This window comes from Pseudomonas sp. XS1P51 (assembly GCF_054897845.1).
This window is the reverse complement of sequence record NZ_CM142707.1, coordinates 4,095,585-4,112,376: the sequence shown is the minus strand read 5'-3', so window position 1 is coordinate 4,112,376 and position 16,792 is coordinate 4,095,585. Positions and strand designations below refer to the sequence as shown.

The following is a 16,792-nucleotide window of genomic DNA, read 5'->3' as shown; positions in this document are numbered from 1 at the left end:
GCTGAAGATTTCAGTCGAACATGAACAGCGCATCATTACTGAACTGCGCCTCAAACCGGTTCGCCGGCATCGGCCGCCCAAATAAATACCCCTGAACCTCATCGCAACCATGCTCACGCAGGAAGTCGAGTTGCTCGTGGGTTTCCACGCCTTCGGCGATCACTGCCAGATTGAGGCTGTGGGCCATGGCAATGATCGCCCGGGCAATCTGCGCATCCTGTTCACCCGATGGCAGGCCGTCGACGAAGGTGCGGTCGATTTTCAGCACGTCGATCGGGAACTGCTTGAGGTAGTTGAGCGATGAATAGCCAGTGCCGAAGTCGTCGACCGCGATGCTCAGGCCAAGGTTTTTCAACCCGGCAAGAATTTGCATCGCCTCGCTGACTTCGCGCATCAGGATACTTTCGGTCAACTCCAGCTCAAGGCATGCCGGCGGCAGGCCGGTATCCTTGAGAATGGTGGCGATCCGCGTGCCCAGTTGGCCGTCGGAGAACTGCCGGGCCGAAATGTTCACCGACACCTTCGGCACCCGCACCTTGGCCTGATGCCAGGTCTTGAGCTGACGACAGGCTTCGCTGATGACCCAGTCGCCGACATCCACCACCAGACCGAGCTCCTCGAGCACCGGAATGAAGTCCCCCGGCGGCACCAGACCGCGTCGCGGATGGCGCCAGCGCAGCAAGGCCTCGGCGCCGGTCAGGCGTTTGCCATCACCGCTGAACTGCGGCTGGTAGTACAGAACGAATTCGTTTTGCTCAAGCGCATGGCGCAAGTCGCTTTCCAGCTCCAGACGCTCCAGGGCGCTGGCGTTCATGTCCGCCTGGTAGAACTGGAAGTTGTTCTTGCCGCGTTCCTTGGCGTGGTACATCGCGGTATCGGCGTTCTTCATCAACTGGCTGAGTTCGTTGCCGTCCTGCGGGCTCAGGGCGATGCCGATACTGGCGGTGACGAAGAACTCGCGGCCTTCGAGGACGAACGGCTTCACCAGGCTGGCGAGGATCTGTTCGGCGACATGAATCGCCCGGTTCAGCGCGATTTCACGGTTGGCCCGCGGTTGCAGCAGCAGCGTGAATTCATCGCCACCCATGCGTGCCACGGTGTCGTCATCGTCGACGCAACCGAGCAGGCGCGTGGCCATTTCCTTGAGCATGCGATCACCCGCGGCGTGGCCCAGGGAATCGTTGATCGGTTTGAAACGATCCAGATCGAGGAACATCAGCACCACCCAGGACTTCTGCCGTTCGGCCGCTTGCAGCGCCGTGTGCAGGCGATCCTGGAACAGTGTGCGGTTGGGCAGGTGCGTCAGGGCGTCGTAATAGGCGAGGCGGTGAATCCGCTGCTCACTGGCCTTGCGTTCGCTGATGTCGCTGAAGAAGCACACGTAGCTGGCCAGATCGCCTTCATCGTCCAGCACCGCCGTGATCCCGACCCACGCCGGGTAATGCTCGCCGTTGCGCCGTTTGAGCCAGACCTCGCCTTCCCAGGTGCTGTGTTGGTGCAATTGCTTGAGCACATAGCGCAGATGGGCTTCCTGCTGCTCGTCGACCGTCAGCATGTTCGGCAACTGGTCGAGCACCTGTTCCACCGCATAACCGCTGACGCGACTGAAGGCTTCGTTGGCCTGAACGATGTAGCCGGCCGGGTCGGTGATCAGGATCGCCGAGGTCGAGTGTTCAAATACCGTGGCCGCCATGCGCAGGTCTTTCTCGGCCCGGCGTTGCTGGCTGATGTCGCGACCGACGCCCAGCACGCCTTCGAACGCACCGTGTTCGTCCCAGACCAGCACCAGGCGCAGCTCGATCGGGATCTTGCGCCCATCCGCCCGCAGGCAGTCGAACAGGAACAGTTGGGTCTGCACCTGGCTGCGCAACAGCGCCAGTTGCTCGGGTTTATCCAGGGCTTTGCTGACCCGGTCCATCAGGCTGTAGATGCCGGTCAGTTGTTGTGGGTTGGCGATGGTCGATTGCCAGCCATTCTGGAAAATCCAGTCGACGTCGTAACCGAGCACGGCTTGCACCGACGGGCTGACGTAGTTGAGCGCCATCTTGCTGTCGGTGGAGAAAATCACATCGCTGATGCTTTCGGCGAGCATCCGGTAACGTTGCTCGCTGTCGCGCAGGGACTCACTGGCTTCGATCTGATCGGTGATGTCCTTGGCCACGCCGATGATTCGCGTGACCTGGTCGTGTTTATCCCGCGCCAGGGCCTGTTCGCGAATATCGAAACGCCGCCAGTTGCCGTCCCGGTGGCGGAAGCGCAACTGGCATTGCAGCAGTTGGGTGTAGCCCGCGTGACGCTGGGTCTGGCGCGAACGGTGGTAGTAGTCGGCGTCTTCGGGGTGCAGGAGAATTTCCCAGAAGTATTCGCCCATCTGGTGCAGTTCGGTGCGGTTGTAACCGAGCGTCTGACCCAGGTGGTGGTTGCTGAAAATCATCCGCTGGCTGATCACGTCCTGCACGTACAGGTGATCCGGCACCGTGCGCACAACGTCCGACCAGAATCCTTCACGCTCCAGCAGCGACAGCTCGATGAGCTTGCGGCTGGTGATGTCGTTGATGCTCAGGATCACCGCTTTATAGTCGTCCTGGTCTTCCGGCAGGCGCAGCACCAGCCACAGGTGCTGGTCGCGGCCATTGGCATCCTTGAGTTTGATTTCCAGTTCGAGCTGTTTCTGCTGATTGAGCACCGCTTCGAGCACTTGATTGCCGATGGCGGTGCCGTCCAGCGGATTGCCGTCGATCAGCAGCTTCCAGGCTTGATCGCAGATGCTGATGTTGAGCAGTTGCAGGGCGACCTGGTTGACCTCGGTGATGCGCAGTTCCTGGAGCAATTGATGGCGTTGTTCCGGGACTTCCAGCCAGGCTCGCAGTTGCTCGGTGCTGTGCAACTGGGCTTTGTCGTAGACGCCCTTGAGTCCGGACACGTCGAGCACGCAGAGGGCTACACCGGTGCCGTCGAAAATATCCTGATAGCGTCGACGACCTTCGCTCACCTGGCGCTGACGGCGGCGCATGTTCAACAGGGCTATCAGCGGCAGCAGGGAGAAGGCCAGCCCCAGCAGGCACTTGCCAATGAACGCCGGCAGCAGTTCCTCGATCACCTGTTGCCGGTCGAACAGCCCGCGCAGCTGCCAGTCGCTGCTGCTCAGTGGAACGGTCAGCACGCTGTTGGCCAGATCCTCCGAGGTCAGCACGCTCGGTTTGGCCGAGGGCTGTATGTCGTCGCGGCTGATGATCTGGTGATTGATACGGTTTTCCACCAGCCACTGCGGGCGGATGCCGGCTTCGTTTGGTTTGGTCAATGACGAGAAAAATGTCGGAGTCAGGCGCAGGATCCAGTAGCCACGGGTGCTGCCGCTGGCTTGATGCAGCAGCAGATGTACCACCGAACCGTCATCGGCGTTGCTGAAATAGTGGGCCTGGGCGCGGCTGCGTCTGACCAGATCGCTCAGGTAGTCGGCGTCGTTGCTGTCGGCGGCGCTGTCGCTGAGGATTTTTCCGGAGGGCGTCAGCAATGCGAGGCTGCGCAGATCAGGCAATGACCGTTGCAGTTTGCGCAGCAGGGCCTGCTGTTCGTCGGCGCTTTGCGGTTGTTCGACGATCGGTAGCAGGTTGAGGGCGATCTGGGCGTTGAGCGCCATGTTCAGGCTGACTTGCGAAGCCAGATCGGCGGTGTAGTCGATGGTGTACTGACGCTGGTTTTTCTGGGTTTCGCGAAGCTGATCCAGCAACTGCCAGAACAGCAGTGCGAGCAGCAAGAGCACGAGTGTCGCCAGTGCGCCTTTCAGACTTCCGCGCAGGGGAGGGCCGGGCGCAACAGTCGGTGCACGGGTGGTCAGGGGCGGAGTGACATTGGGCAAACTGTAATCCTGCGGTTTGGCTGGACTGGCGCGACGTGCACTATAAGCCGGACGCCCGGAGGGCGGCTAGCATGCCTTGAGTTGTGGCAAAGTGCCAGTCCCTCCCGGCTGGACTGCCTTCTGTCAATAAGGTAGCTTTGCCGGTTACGCGGGAGCGTTCCAGCTCCTAGAATCAGGCTTTTTCAGCGCGCACGTATTGATAGCTATCAATCGGACGACGCGCACGGCCTGGCCGGGCATCGCCTGTGCTCCAATCATTCATCTGTCACTGACCCAAGGTTCTCCATGGCTCAATACGTCTTCACCATGCATCGGCTGGGCAAAGTTGTTCCGCCGAAGCGGGAAATCCTGAAAAACATTTCGCTGTCGTTCTTCCCCGGCGCCAAGATCGGTGTACTCGGCCTCAACGGTTCGGGTAAGTCCACGCTGCTGAAAATCATGGCGGGCGTCGACACCGAGTTCGAGGGCGAAGCCCGTCCTATGCCGGAGCTGAACATCGGCTACCTGCCACAGGAACCGATCCTGGACCCGACCAAGACCGTGCGTGAAGTGGTCGAGGAAGCCGTCAGCGTGATCAAGAACGCCCAGGCGCGCCTGGACGAGGTCTACGCGGCTTACGCTGATGAAGATGCCGACTTCGACAAACTGGCTGCCGAACAGGCCAAGCTCGAAGCCATCCTGCAGGCCAGCGATGGTCACAACCTGGATCGCCAGCTGGAAGTCGCCGCCGATGCGCTGCGCCTGCCGGCCTGGGATGCCAAGGTCGAATTCCTGTCCGGTGGTGAAAAGCGTCGTGTGGCCCTGTGCCGCCTGCTGCTGTCCGCGCCGGACATGCTGCTGCTCGACGAACCGACCAACCACCTGGACGCCGATTCCGTCGCCTGGCTGGAGCACTTCCTGCACGATTTCCCGGGCACCGTGGTCGCGATCACGCACGACCGTTACTTCCTGGACAACGTTGCTGGCTGGATCCTCGAACTCGACCGCGGCGCCGGTATCCCTTACGAGGGCAACTATTCGGGTTGGCTTGAAGCCAAGTCCGATCGTCTGGCTGCCGAATCCAAGCAGCAGTCGGCCCACGAAAAAGCCATGAAGGAAGAACTGGAGTGGGTGCGCAAAGGCGCCAAGGCCCGCCAGTCCAAATCCAAGGCTCGTCTGCAACGCTTCGAAGAAATGCAGTCGCAGGAATTCCAGAAACGCAGCGAAACCAACGAGATCTACATCCCGGCCGGTCCACGCCTGGGCGACAAGGTCATCGAGTTCAAGAACGTCTCCAAGGGCTACGGCGATCGCGTGTTGATCGACAACCTGTCGTTCTCCATGCCTAAAGGCGCCATCGTTGGCGTGATCGGCGGTAACGGTGCGGGTAAGTCGACCCTGTTCCGCATGCTGATGGGCAAGGAAACGCCGGACTCCGGCACCATCGAAGTCGGCGAAACCGTGCAACTGGCGTGCGTCGATCAGAGCCGCGACGACCTGGACGGCAGCAAGACTGTGTTCCAGCAGATTTCCGACGGTTCCGACCAGATCCGCATCGGCAACTACGAGATCCCGTCGCGCACCTACGTCGGTCGCTTCAACTTCAAGGGCGGCGATCAGCAGAAGTTCGTCAAGGACCTGTCCGGTGGTGAGCGCGGTCGCTTGCACCTGGCCCTGACCCTGAAAGAGGGCGGCAACGTCCTGCTGCTCGACGAACCGTCCAACGACCTCGACGTTGAAACCCTGCGTTCCCTGGAAGAAGCCCTGCTGGACTTCCCGGGCGCCGCCATTGTGATCTCTCACGATCGGTGGTTCCTTGACCGGGTCGCGACTCACATCCTGGCGTACGAAGACGATTCGCAAGCGGTGTTCTTCGAAGGCAACTACTCCGAGTACGAAGCCGACCGCAAAAAGCGCCTCGGCGAAGCAGCTGCTCAGCCGCATCGTGTACGGCACAAGAAACTGGCCTGATTTGGGGTTGGTTGCATGAAAAAACGGAGCCTTCGTGGCAGCCTTCGTGGCTCCGTTTTTTTATGGGTGTCATTCAGCTAAACCGCGGCGTTGCCTTCGCGAGCAGGCTCGCTCCCACAGGGGATTTGTGTTGGCTACAAATCTGAAGGCCACTGAAGATCAATTGTGGGAGCGAGCCTGCTCGCGAAGGCGGCTTAATGGTCACACAATCTCTATGCTCAGAACCTCAATCACCAAATCCCCCGCTGGCCGCTTCCACAGCACTTCATCCCCAACCTGCGCGCCCAACAACGCCCGCCCCAGCGGCGAACCCCAATTGATCAGCCCACTGGCGGCATCCGCCTGATCCTCGCCCACCAGTTGTACACGCTGCTCATTGCCTTGCTCATCGGCAAACGTCACCCAAGCGCCAATCTGCACCTTGTTGGTCGAGGAGGCCGGTACGACTAACTGAGCGCTCTGCAGTCGTTGATTGAAATACCGCCAGTCCCGCTCAAGGTCGGCCTGGCGCTGTTTATCGGCCAGTTCACCTTTCGCACTTTGCTCATTGAGCAGGTTTTGCACCTCGGCGACTTTCGCCTGAAGCTGCGCAAGCCCTGTGGGCGTGACGTAATTGGGCTGCGCGCTGACCTGCCGTTCGACTGGCTGATCGGCTTGCGCGGCGGCGTTATCTTCATTGACGAAGGCGCGACTCATGGTTTTCTCCCGTTATAGGGTTTGGGCCATGGTTGCAGGCTTTTAGTTTCGATGGATGTCTGTCAGCGACTTATTGCGAGCGATACGCCCGGGCGGCGTCCTGGTCTTTTTGCTGCTGCCAGGCTTTTTCGCGATCGTCCCAATGGTGGCTGCGATAGTCCTCCCGGTCTTCACTTTCGCGCATGGCCTGGCACTGACGGAAGCCATCGCTCCAGCCCTCGGCGTATTGCTTGTCCTTGAGATAACGCGGGACGTTTTTGCGAAATTCGCCCGTGATCGCCCCGGCGGCTTGCCGGCCACTGCTGCAACCGTCATCGAAGCCATCGGCGAATGCCGGTGGATAGCCCTTGGAAATCAAATCTTCGTGGGTTGTCTGGCAACCCGCGATCAACATCAACAACCCCAGCACCGCCACACAACGCCACATCTCGCACTCCCGAGCCGTTCAACGGCCTATAGGGGAAGTTTAGGAGCGGATTCGTCGACGGGACGTGAAAGAAAGATCAAAAGATCGCAGCCTTCGGCAGCTCCTACAGGGGAACGCGATCTCATGTAGGAGCTGCCGAAGGCTGCGATCTTTTGATCTAGTAGTGATACCACTTCACCTCAAGCATCACTTCATTCTCGGGCGAGGCCAGGTGGCTGAACTCGCGCTGGGCACTCAGGCGCAGACCGAGGTTGCGCGACAATTCCCACTGCTGATTCAGGCTCACGCTGCGGCGCACTTCGCCATTGGTGAAGAAGTCGCCTTTGGTTTCCAGGCTGAAGTTGCCCAGCGGGTTCTTCCACAGCAGCCCGGTATTGAAACCCGCCGCCGGCGCGATAAAACCGGCAAAGTCGTTGTTGTGCTCCACGCGCACGGTGCCCAGGGCAAAACCAAGCATGTCCTCGCCGAGTTGCCAGGTACCGCCGCCACCGCCGTTGACGTGGCTGACCAGGGTTTCGTCATCATGCTTGCCCGGCACGCGCTCCAGGCCGCCGGTGACTTGCCACGACAGCGGCTGCAACAGCTCGTTGCGCGGGGTCAGGGAGCGGATGGTCGCCAGGTCCAGTTGCTGCAACTGCCACTCGTTGCCTTCGTACTGGCGAAGTTTCATCTGCAGGATTTCGATCTGTGCGCCGAGGGGGAAGCTTTCGGAATTGTCGTTAAGGTCGTGATAGGCCATGCGCAGGCCGTATTCGCCAAAAGCCTTGTCGCCCCGCGTGCCGATACCGGCCTGCCAGGTACGGGATTCATGGCCGTCCTCGGGCAGGCCGGGTCGCGGGATGTCCAGCTCCGGCGCCGGGTTCTGGTTGATCGCCCGCAGCAGTTCGAAGCTGCGCTGTGCCCGTTGCGGGTCGCGCTCCTGACCGTTGGCGCGGTAGCGCTCCAGGCGGTAAGCCGCATCGATGATCAATGCCTGACGCTCGCGCGGTTGTGCCTTGAATGCCGGCTCTTGCAGCTGCTTCTGGTCGGCGCTGACTTTCAACACCCAATCCTGTTCTTCGTCAGTCAGTGGCTCAGCGCGGCTCAGCAGTTCGCGCTCGCGGGACGGACGATATTGAATGGACTCCACCAGCCCGGCTTCCTTGACGGCTTTGACCGTGTCGGTGGGAATGGCGGTGAGCGGGAATTGTTCGGTCAGGCGCAAGCTCGGGCGAGCCACTTGCAGCAGCTCCAGCAGGCGATAGGAGCAGTTTTCGTCGAAGAAGAAGTAGTCGAACTGGATCTGTTTCAGTTCCCAGACGTGCTCGACCATCCGCTCGGTTTCGGCCTGGGTCAGGTTCAGGCGGTATTCCCACAAGTCGCGGTTTTCGAGGCTGCGGTATTCCGAGAGTTTTTCCTGGTAAGGCACCAGCGCAAACAGACCCGGATAGCCGCCCATCAAGCCTTTCCAGGCATACAGGATGCTGTTGTCCGAGCCCTCGATGTAGGCACCGAAGTTGATCGCGTAACTGAGCAGAGCGGTGTGATCGCTCTGTACGTCAGCCTGGTCGATACGCAGCAGGGTGTGGCCGAACATCGATGACGGGCTGTTCAGGTAGGCCGCCGGGAAAATCATCACCGCACTGTGGGGCGAGACATCCTTGAACCATTGCTTGAATTCAGTGCAGTCCAGCGTTGGCAGGTCGGTCAGGTTGAGCTGCGCCTTCAGCCAGCGGGTACGTGCCGGGTAGACGCATTGTGCGTGTTGCTCGCCGGCATTGGCCGGGGCGTACAGCGCTTGTACGGTCGCCGCCAGTTCGCGATCGGGGTGTTCGTTGCCATCAGGTGCGAGGAAGAACTTCCTGTCGCTGACATAGCTGCGCCAACCGCCGAGCTTGGCGGTTTCGTAATGGCCCAGGGAAATCCAGAAGGGATCGTTGGCCAGTTGCTGCAAACGTTGATTGTCGATGTGTGGCGTGGCAGACAGCGGGGCGCAGACACAGAGCGCCAGCCAGGCAAGGCGTTTGAGCATAGTGGGCAACTTAAGTCGAAAGAAACAAAGACCCAGCGCGGTTGATGCCATTTGCTGTAGGAGCTGTCGAGTGAAACGAGGCTGCGATCTTTTGATCTTTAAAAGCAAAGATCGCAGCCTCGTTTCACTCGACAGCTCCTACAGTTGAATGGCATTACCCAAAGCGGGGCAAGGTCCAAAAAATAAAACCCGCCCCCCGAAAGGAGCGGGCGGGTCGAGCTTAAGCTTGAGTCGCGTACTTGGCCAGACGAGGATCGCTCTTCAGAACGGCCAGGGTGTTGGTATGCACATCTTCCGCGGTCACGTCAGCCTTGCTGAAGATCTGCTGGAAGTGCTCGTGAGTCACAGCGGCGAAGTGCGCACGGTCTTCCGGCGCCACGCCCAGTACCACGGCGTAAGTGGTCAGCGCTTCGCCCTGACCTTTAGCCATGTCTTCGGACAGCTCGTTCATCATGCCATTCATGGCAAACCAGGATTTGCCGCCATAGGTCAGCGACGCATTAGTCGAGCAACCGTTGGTACCAGACGTCATACCAAAGGTTGCGTTACCGGAAGTGCCGTTGGTGGTGGATGCCAGGAAGTGAGCCGGGGTGCCACGCTGACCTTCGAACAGCATGTTGCCCCAACCGCAATCCGGGCCGCCTGGCGCCTGAGCCATGGCGTTGATGGATACAGCGGTGAAGAGAGTACCGAGAAGAATCCGTTTCATAGCTTTGTTCTCTTTTATGTGCATACCAATGGACAGGGTCTGGCCCGATCTGGCGCCAGTGGGCCGGTTATTGTTCCAGCCGCGCAGTTTGGAGTTTAGGCACGTTCCTGGGGTTCCGTGATTTTTTGCAAAACATTCGTCGAAAACATTGATTTAGACCCGGCCCGCCTGGGCATGCCACTTTGACTATGCTTTGGCTTGAGGCGCGCCTTGCAAGTGAGCTATGGGCAGCGCCAGAATGCCGCTATCTGCCCCGCCTGATGTAAGGAAGCCCGATGCCTGATCCTGTTGCTGCCAGCTTGCGTCTAGCGCCCGAAGCGCTGACCCGTCCGTTTTCCGCTGAACAGTTCAGCTTCTCTACCACCAATGATCTGGAGCCCTTCCGCGGTGTGCTTGGCCAGGAACGTGCGGTCGAGGCCTTGCAGTTCGGTGTGGCCATGCCACGCCCCGGTTACAACGTATTCGTCATGGGCGAGCCCGGCACTGGCCGGTTTTCGTTCGTCAAACGCTACCTGAAGGCCGAAGGCAAGCGCCTGCAGACCCCGGCGGACTGGGTCTACGTCAACAATTTCGATGAGCCCCGCGAGCCTCGCGCCCTGGAATTACCATCAGGTACGGCCGGCGCTTTCATCGGTGACATCAACGGTTTGATCGACAACCTGCTGGCAACTTTTCCGGCAGTGTTCGAGCACCCGTCCTACCAGCAGAAGAAAAGCGCCATCGACCGCACCTTCAACCAGCGTTACGACAAGGCGTTGGACGTGATCGAGCGTCTGGCCCTGGAAAAGGAAGTCGCGCTTTACCGCGACGCCAGCAACATCGCGTTCACCCCGATGAGTGAAGGCAAGGCGTTGGACGAAGCGGAATTCGCCCAGTTGCCGGAAGCTGATCGCGAGCGTTTCCACGAAGACATCTCGGGTCTGGAAGAGCGCCTCAACGAAGAGCTCGCCAGCCTGCCGCAATGGAAACGTGAGTCGAGCAATCAGCTGCGTCACCTCAACGAAGAAACCATCACCCTGGCCTTGCAGCCCTTGCTCGCACCGCTGTCGGAAAAGTACGCGGAAAACGCAGGCGTTTGCGGTTACCTGCAAGCGATGCAGGTGTACCTGCTCAAAACCGTGGTTGAGCAACTGGTGGACGACAGCAAGGCCGACGCCATCGCTCGCAAACTGCTGGAAGAGCAATACGCGCCGAGCCTGGTGGTGGGGCATTCGGCCAGCGGCGGCGCGCCGGTGGTGTTCGAGCCGCATCCGACTTACGAAAACCTGTTCGGGCGCATCGAATACAGCACCGACCAGGGCGCGCTCTACACGACTTATCGGCAGCTGCGACCGGGTGCGTTGCACCGCGCCAACGGCGGTTTCCTGATCCTTGAAGCGGAAAAAATGCTCAGCGAGCCGTTCGTATGGGATGCGCTCAAGCGCGCCCTGCAATCGCGCAAACTGAAAATGGAGTCGCCGCTGGGTGAGCTGGGCCGTCTGGCCACCGTGACCCTGACACCGCAACACATTCCGTTGCAGGTCAAAGTCGTCATCATTGGCGCCCGCCAGCTCTACTACACGCTGCAAGACCTTGATCCGGACTTCCAGGAGATGTTCCGCGTCCTGGTGGATTTCGACGAAGACATCCCGATGGTCGACGAGAGCCTGGAGCAGTTCGCCCAGTTGCTCAAAACCCGCACCTCCGAAGAAGGCATGGCGCCGCTGACCGCCGATGCGGTGGCGCGTCTGGCAACCTACAGTGCGCGTCTGGCCGAACACCAGGGGCGTTTGTCGGCGCGGATCGGTGATCTGTTCCAGTTGGTCAGCGAGGCGGATTTCATTCGTCACCTGGCGGGCGACGAAATGACGGACGCCGGGCACATCGAACGTGCACTCAAGGCCAAGGCCACCCGCACCGGGCGCGTCTCTGCGCGGATTCTCGATGACATGCTGGCCGGGATCATCCTGATCGACACGGACGGTGCAGCCGTTGGCAAGTGCAACGGGCTGACGGTGCTGGAGGTCGGCGACTCGGCCTTCGGTGTGCCGGCGCGGATTTCCGCCACGGTGTATCCGGGCGGCAGCGGCATCGTCGACATCGAGCGCGAGGTCAACCTGGGCCAGCCGATTCACTCCAAAGGCGTGATGATCCTCACCGGGTACCTGGGCAGCCGTTATGCCCAGGAGTTTCCGCTGGCGATTTCCGCGAGCATCGCCCTGGAGCAGTCCTACGGTTACGTCGATGGCGACAGTGCGTCGCTGGGCGAGGCTTGCACGCTGATCTCGGCACTGTCGAAAACGCCACTCAAGCAGTGCTTTGCGATCACCGGCTCGATCAACCAGTTCGGTGAAGTTCAGGCGGTGGGCGGGGTCAACGAGAAGATCGAAGGCTTCTTCCGCCTCTGCGAAGCCCGCGGGCTGACCGGTGAGCAGGGGGCGATCATTCCCCACGCCAACGTGGCGACGCTGATGCTCGATGAGAAGGTGCTGGCGGCGGTGCGGGCAGGGCAGTTTCATGTTTACGCGGTGCGTCAGGCTGATGAGGCACTGAGCCTGTTGGTCGGCGAGCCGGCGGGTGCGCCGGATGAGAACGGCGAATTCCCTGAGGGCAGCGTCAACGCACGGGTGGTGGAACGCTTGCGGGTCATCGCGGAAATGATCAGCGAGGAAGACCTCAAGGAAGCCGAGAAAGAAGCGGCGCAGGAAGCGCTGGTCGAAGCCAAACCGGCCTGACGCAACCTGACGAAAGTTGCATGGAACCATTGTGGGAGCGAGCCTGCTCGCGATGAGGCACTGACATTCAACATTTATGTTGGCTGAAAGTCCGCAATCGCGAGCAGGCTCGCTCCCACATTTCTATTCGGCGCATTCTGACAAAGTGCCATCACTCTGACGTCAACATTCACACAATGACCATTCGGCGCCTTCTGGTCTCACTTAACGTGCTAGGCAGACTTTTCTTCTATTCTCAGCTCAAGGATATCGACAGTAATCACTGGATCGAGACAGCTCTCCCGTGGGGGCTGAATACCGGAGCTACCGAGGGTCGCCGCCATGTCGCGCAACCTCTGCCTCACCCGTCAGTGCCTGGGCCTTGTGACCCGTATCGAGTGTGCCATCCGCCCATTGGCGGGAGATACGGGCATGTGGACCTTACTCTTCGCCGCCGGGATGGCCGGCGAACAACCTTCAGCCATCAAAGCCCAGGGCCCGTTTCATGGCCCCTTCGTGGCTGAATCGATCCTCGACACCATCGTTGAAAGCCTGACCCTGCACGGCTATGAGCTGGCCGATGATCCGCAGATCTGGTGCCTGCATCTGCAAGCCCAGTTGCGGGAAATCAATGGTGGTCGTTGCCGCAACCTCGGCGGGTTCGAGTTCCGGCCCGACCACTGAGAGGGCTATTGGTCAAGGTTGGACGTGTCCGCCTTGTCGAGTTTGACCTCGAAACCGTATTGCACGGTGGCGAGGTCAGTTCGTTGGTAGGTTTCCAGTCGGGTGGGCTGGCCGTAGAAGTAATGCACCGCGAAAACTGCCGGGCCTTCTGCGCTCGCGTCGTGGCTGACCGAAAGAATCTCCTTCAGATAATTGCCGCTGTCGTCCTTGGCGAAAAAATGCCAGTCCTGGGCGGGAAACAGCTTTAGGTCAACCACCAGCGCATTACCTTTGAGCTCCAGGCCTGTGGGCAGTTGGTGTGCGTCGAGGGCTTTCTTGTCGACAGTGGCCAGAAACAGCGGCATGGAGCCCACCGCATAAGCCGGTGTTTGCGCAAACAGGTTCAGATCGTAAGTGATGGTGCCGCGCAGAGGGTCGACCTGGTAAGCCTCCGGCGGCAATTCGATCGGTTCATCGCGTTTACCGTTTCCGTCTTCGGTAAAGAAGGTGACCGGACTATCGCCGGCGCTGAAGGACGTGCCAAGCAGCTCATCATTGAAGCTCCTGGGGTGATCGAACTCGATGCGCGCGGCGCTCGGGTCATCGACCGACTGACGGATGGTGATGCTCTTTTTCAGTTGTTCCTCGCCCAGCGTTGCACCCTTGAGCCAGGTCGGGGCCTGATCGTCGTACACCACCACGGGCAATGTCAGTGGCTGGATGGTTTTTTCCGTGGTGTGTGGGTCGAAACGGCGTACCGGCAGGTCCAGGTCTTTGCGGGTCACTGTGGCGGTCGAGAAGTCCAGCACGCTGACCTCGAGGGTTTCGATCGGTCCGTTGAAGTAAACCCTGGAGTAATGCTGGGTCTGCTGCTGCTCGAAGGCGCGGTGCTCTTCGTCGAGCTGTTTTTCGAAGGCCTCGCTCCAGGCCTTCTGCAGCTGCATTTTCGCCAGTTGCTGTTGATAGAAGGCAATTTGCGCGGCGGTTTCGTTGATCGAGCCTGAACGCGAAAGAAATTGCCCGGTGCTGTCCCTGGCCTGGACGATCAACGGGTTCAGCGACGTATCGCCGACTTCGGGAGCCAGTGGTGCGCTGTTTTTGAATTCGATTTCGGCGTAGTTGTTGGCAAGGTTCAGCAGGGTGACGCTGAGGTTGTCATTCGTTCGCGTCTGGCCGACATCCTTTTTCGTCAGCTCGAAACTGTAGAGCCTGCGCGGCGCAATGACTTCCACCTTGCCTTGCAGGCTCACCGGTTGAGGCTGGTTCTTGTTTTCCACGTCCAGACCGTCGATGAAGGGATAGGTCACCGTCAGGTCATCGGGATTGGTCAGGTTGGAACTCGACGGGCTCAGCTGGATGCCGGGGTCGGTTTCCGACCATTCCGGCTGGAACGGGATAACGCGTTTGTTGCTCAAGGTGACCGACTGCCATTCCAGGCCATGGGGGAAGAGAAACTGGGCCGGAATGTCGAAGTTGAAGGGGAATACCGGTTGCAGGTCGGTCAGGTAGTCGGAGCTGGAATCCTTGTGCAGCACGAAAAGGCCATTGATGTACGTGTCGACTAAGGCTTGTGGCGTGGGGTAGTGCTTGAGTACGGCGAGGACGTCTTCGCCGTACTCGGTTGCCACGGGTTTGCTATCCAGCTTGAGCTGCGCGCGTTCGAGCAACAACAGTGAGCCACCGAGTTCGGCGACGGCATCCTTGAGCTTCGGATCCTCGATGGCATCCAGGGATTTTTCGAACTGCGCGGTCTTTTCTTCGAGGCTGAGCTGGCGTTTCTCATCGCTGGGTGAACAGCCGATCATCAGCAGAGCCAGGCAAATTCCGGCGCTCGTTAAGGTCAATCGCACATCCATTTCCAGTCTTCCTGTCCGATGTCGCTGAGCTGTCAATAGTCTGGACACTAGCAGAAAAACTTTGTGACACACGCGCAGGTTGCGGATTTCCCGACGGTTTCTGGGTGTAACAGGTGGCTGTTATACTCGCGGCCATTTCCAGCCCACGTGTGAGATTCAATGGAACGTTTTATCGAAAATGCTATGTACGCCTCCCGCTGGCTGCTGGCGCCGATCTATTTTGGCTTGTCCCTCGGGCTGCTGGCCCTGGCCCTGAAATTCTTCCAGGAAGTCTTCCACGTCATCCCTAACGTGTTCTCGATGGCCGAGTCGGACCTGATTCTAGTGCTGCTGTCGCTGATCGACATGGCGCTGGTGGGCGGTTTGCTGGTGATGGTGATGATTTCAGGTTATGAAAACTTCGTCTCCCAACTGGACATCGACGACCACAAGGAAAAGCTCAACTGGCTGGGCACCATGGACTCCTCTTCATTGAAGATGAAGGTGGCGGCCTCCATAGTGGCGATTTCGTCCATTCACCTGCTGCGGATTTTCATGGACGCCAAAAACGTCGATCCCGAGCACTTGAAGTGGTACGTGATCATTCACATGACCTTCGTGGTATCGGCATTTGCCATGGGTTATCTGGATAAGCTGACCAAGCACTGATCTGCACAACCCCCTGTGGGAGCGAGCCTGCTCGCGATGTCGGCCTTGCGGTTTATCGTTAGATCGAGGTGATCCCATCGCGAGCAGGCTCGCTCCCACAATGGGGTTGTTGTGAAACAGACGGGCGGTGTCGTTTGTGGCTTGTACTTTGATGCGTCGAGGCCTATGCCTGTAAGGATCCTGGCTCGCCACTGCGTGAGGTGTGTTCATGAACCTGCAAGAGTTGAATGCCTATGCCATCGCCGGAAAGATCGATGAGCTGAACCTGATCTCGATGGAAGGGGGGATCTACCTGTTGGAAGCGCGAATGCATGGCGCGGCGTATCCATTGAGCGATGCTCGGGGCAAGGCGTTTCCTGTGCGCTCGGTCGAGCATGCGCGCGAAGTGCTTCATGCCTTCCCCAGGTTGCCATTCAACCTTGTGCACACCTCGGTTCATGACGAAATGTGCGGTCTCGGTGCCAATGAAGAGGAATGCCTGAAGGTGCCGATCGCCTGGCAGCACTGACAGCCCTCATCAGCGCAACGACATCTGTGCTAGTCTGCTGGCCCTTTTGGTTCCGGGCGCTCCGGGACGCGCTGTGCACGCACGGCTAGTTCCAGGGCCGTCCGCACAGCGGAGCAGTGTCATGTCCGAAGTAAATCTGTCCACCGACGAAACCCGCGTCAGCTACGGTATCGGCCGTCAGCTGGGCGACCAACTGCGCGACAACCCGCCACCGGGCGTTAACCTGGACGCGATCCTGGCCGGTTTGACCGACGCATTCGCCGGCAAGCCAAGTCGTGTAGGTCAGGAAGAAATGTCTGCCAGCTTTAAAGTCATTCGCGAAATCATGCAAGCCGAAGCGGCCGCCAAGGCTGAAGCAGCTGCTGGCGAAGGCCTGGCTTTCCTGGCTGAAAACGCCAAGCGTGATGGCATCACCACCCTGGCTTCCGGCCTGCAATTCGAAGTGCTGACTGCCGGTGAAGGCGCCAAGCCATCCCGCGAAGACACCGTGCGTACTCACTACCACGGCACCCTGATCGACGGCACTGTGTTCGACAGCTCCTACGATCGTGGTCAGCCAGCAGAATTCCCGGTTGGCGGCGTGATCGCTGGCTGGACCGAAGCCCTGCAGCTGATGAACGCCGGTAGCAAATGGCGTCTGTACGTGCCGAGCGAACTGGCTTACGGCGCTCAAGGCGTTGGCAGCATTCCGCCGCACAGCGTACTGGTCTTCGACGTCGAGCTGCTCGACGTTCTGTAAGATCCATGTGGGAGCGAGCCTGCTCGCGACGGC

Annotated in this window: 12 protein-coding genes; 6 read left to right on the top strand and 6 right to left on the bottom strand. The window is 59.7% G+C overall.

What is annotated here, in order from left to right; genetic code table 11:
- Positions 1 to 10: 10 nt before the first annotated feature.
- A complete protein-coding gene (locus tag ACYZUD_RS19150; RefSeq protein ID WP_462019680.1) occupies positions 11 to 3,859 on the bottom strand; it encodes a sensor domain-containing protein in 3,849 nt (1,282 codons plus the stop codon).
- A 285-nt stretch (positions 3,860 to 4,144) separates the two neighbouring features.
- Here ACYZUD_RS19150 and ettA point away from each other — a divergent pair, with 285 nt between their 5' ends.
- Positions 4,145 to 5,809 (top strand): energy-dependent translational throttle protein EttA, encoded by a 1,665-nt coding sequence (gene ettA, locus ACYZUD_RS19145; RefSeq protein WP_462019679.1) that lies wholly within the window; start codon positions 4,145 to 4,147, stop codon positions 5,807 to 5,809.
- A gap of 201 nt (positions 5,810 to 6,010) precedes the next feature.
- On the opposite strand, the gene ACYZUD_RS19140 is transcribed toward ettA, so the two are convergent.
- From ACYZUD_RS19140 to ACYZUD_RS19125, 4 genes are all read right to left on the bottom strand, one after another.
- Entirely contained in the window at positions 6,011 to 6,505 is a 495-nt protein-coding gene (locus ACYZUD_RS19140; protein ID WP_462019678.1) for a GreA/GreB family elongation factor, read from the bottom strand.
- Positions 6,506 to 6,575: 70 nt separating this feature from the next.
- Positions 6,576 to 6,932 (bottom strand): hypothetical protein, encoded by a 357-nt coding sequence (locus ACYZUD_RS19135; RefSeq protein ID WP_462019677.1) that lies wholly within the window; start codon positions 6,930 to 6,932, stop codon positions 6,576 to 6,578.
- A 157-nt stretch (positions 6,933 to 7,089) separates the two neighbouring features.
- Positions 7,090 to 8,943 carry an Lnb N-terminal periplasmic domain-containing protein gene (locus ACYZUD_RS19130; protein WP_462019676.1) on the bottom strand — a complete coding sequence of 618 codons (1,854 nt, stop codon included), beginning with the start codon at positions 8,941 to 8,943 and terminating at the stop codon, positions 7,090 to 7,092.
- 220 nt (positions 8,944 to 9,163) lie between these two features.
- On the bottom strand, positions 9,164 to 9,652 hold the full coding sequence (locus ACYZUD_RS19125; RefSeq protein WP_020798660.1) for a DUF3015 domain-containing protein: 489 nt from the start codon (positions 9,650 to 9,652) through the stop codon (positions 9,164 to 9,166).
- Between the two features lie 275 nt (positions 9,653 to 9,927).
- Between ACYZUD_RS19125 and ACYZUD_RS19120 the strand changes: the two genes are divergently transcribed.
- Both ACYZUD_RS19120 and ACYZUD_RS19115 read left to right on the top strand, forming a co-directional pair.
- Positions 9,928 to 12,366: a Lon protease family protein gene (locus tag ACYZUD_RS19120; protein WP_462019675.1), complete on the top strand. Its 2,439-nt coding sequence runs from the start codon at positions 9,928 to 9,930 to the stop codon at positions 12,364 to 12,366.
- A gap of 321 nt (positions 12,367 to 12,687) precedes the next feature.
- A complete protein-coding gene (locus tag ACYZUD_RS19115; protein ID WP_090179723.1) occupies positions 12,688 to 13,029 on the top strand; it encodes a PA4575 family protein in 342 nt (113 codons plus the stop codon).
- Positions 13,030 to 13,034: 5 nt separating this feature from the next.
- Here the strand turns inward: ACYZUD_RS19115 and ACYZUD_RS19110 are convergent, their stop codons facing one another.
- Positions 13,035 to 14,864 (bottom strand): hypothetical protein, encoded by a 1,830-nt coding sequence (locus ACYZUD_RS19110; protein WP_462019674.1) that lies wholly within the window; start codon positions 14,862 to 14,864, stop codon positions 13,035 to 13,037.
- A 159-nt stretch (positions 14,865 to 15,023) separates the two neighbouring features.
- Between ACYZUD_RS19110 and ACYZUD_RS19105 the strand changes: the two genes are divergently transcribed.
- From ACYZUD_RS19105 to ACYZUD_RS19095, 3 genes are all read left to right on the top strand, one after another.
- A complete protein-coding gene (locus ACYZUD_RS19105) occupies positions 15,024 to 15,512 on the top strand; it encodes a TIGR00645 family protein (protein WP_150734735.1) in 489 nt (162 codons plus the stop codon).
- A gap of 208 nt (positions 15,513 to 15,720) precedes the next feature.
- Positions 15,721 to 16,020 carry a DUF6482 family protein gene (locus tag ACYZUD_RS19100; protein ID WP_462019673.1) on the top strand — a complete coding sequence of 100 codons (300 nt, stop codon included), beginning with the start codon at positions 15,721 to 15,723 and terminating at the stop codon, positions 16,018 to 16,020.
- A gap of 121 nt (positions 16,021 to 16,141) precedes the next feature.
- Positions 16,142 to 16,759 (top strand): FKBP-type peptidyl-prolyl cis-trans isomerase, encoded by a 618-nt coding sequence (locus ACYZUD_RS19095; RefSeq protein ID WP_150579104.1) that lies wholly within the window; start codon positions 16,142 to 16,144, stop codon positions 16,757 to 16,759.
- The last annotated feature ends 33 nt before the right edge of the window (positions 16,760 to 16,792 follow it).

Coding starts and splice junctions, on each gene's coding strand:
- ACYZUD_RS19120 (WP_462019675.1), top strand. CDS start 9,928: ATGCCTGATCCTGTTGCTGCCAGCTTGCGTCTAGCGCCCGAAGCGCTG.
- ACYZUD_RS19095 (WP_150579104.1), top strand. CDS start 16,142: ATGTCCGAAGTAAATCTGTCCACCGACGAAACCCGCGTCAGCTACGGT.
- ACYZUD_RS19115 (WP_090179723.1), top strand. CDS start 12,688: ATGTCGCGCAACCTCTGCCTCACCCGTCAGTGCCTGGGCCTTGTGACC.
- ACYZUD_RS19135 (WP_462019677.1), bottom strand. CDS start 6,932: ATGTGGCGTTGTGTGGCGGTGCTGGGGTTGTTGATGTTGATCGCGGGT.
- ACYZUD_RS19140 (WP_462019678.1), bottom strand. CDS start 6,505: ATGAGTCGCGCCTTCGTCAATGAAGATAACGCCGCCGCGCAAGCCGAT.
- ettA (WP_462019679.1), top strand. CDS start 4,145: ATGGCTCAATACGTCTTCACCATGCATCGGCTGGGCAAAGTTGTTCCG.
- ACYZUD_RS19130 (WP_462019676.1), bottom strand. CDS start 8,943: ATGCTCAAACGCCTTGCCTGGCTGGCGCTCTGTGTCTGCGCCCCGCTG.
- ACYZUD_RS19100 (WP_462019673.1), top strand. CDS start 15,721: ATGAACCTGCAAGAGTTGAATGCCTATGCCATCGCCGGAAAGATCGAT.
- ACYZUD_RS19110 (WP_462019674.1), bottom strand. CDS start 14,864: ATGGATGTGCGATTGACCTTAACGAGCGCCGGAATTTGCCTGGCTCTG.
- ACYZUD_RS19105 (WP_150734735.1), top strand. CDS start 15,024: ATGGAACGTTTTATCGAAAATGCTATGTACGCCTCCCGCTGGCTGCTG.
- ACYZUD_RS19125 (WP_020798660.1), bottom strand. CDS start 9,652: ATGAAACGGATTCTTCTCGGTACTCTCTTCACCGCTGTATCCATCAAC.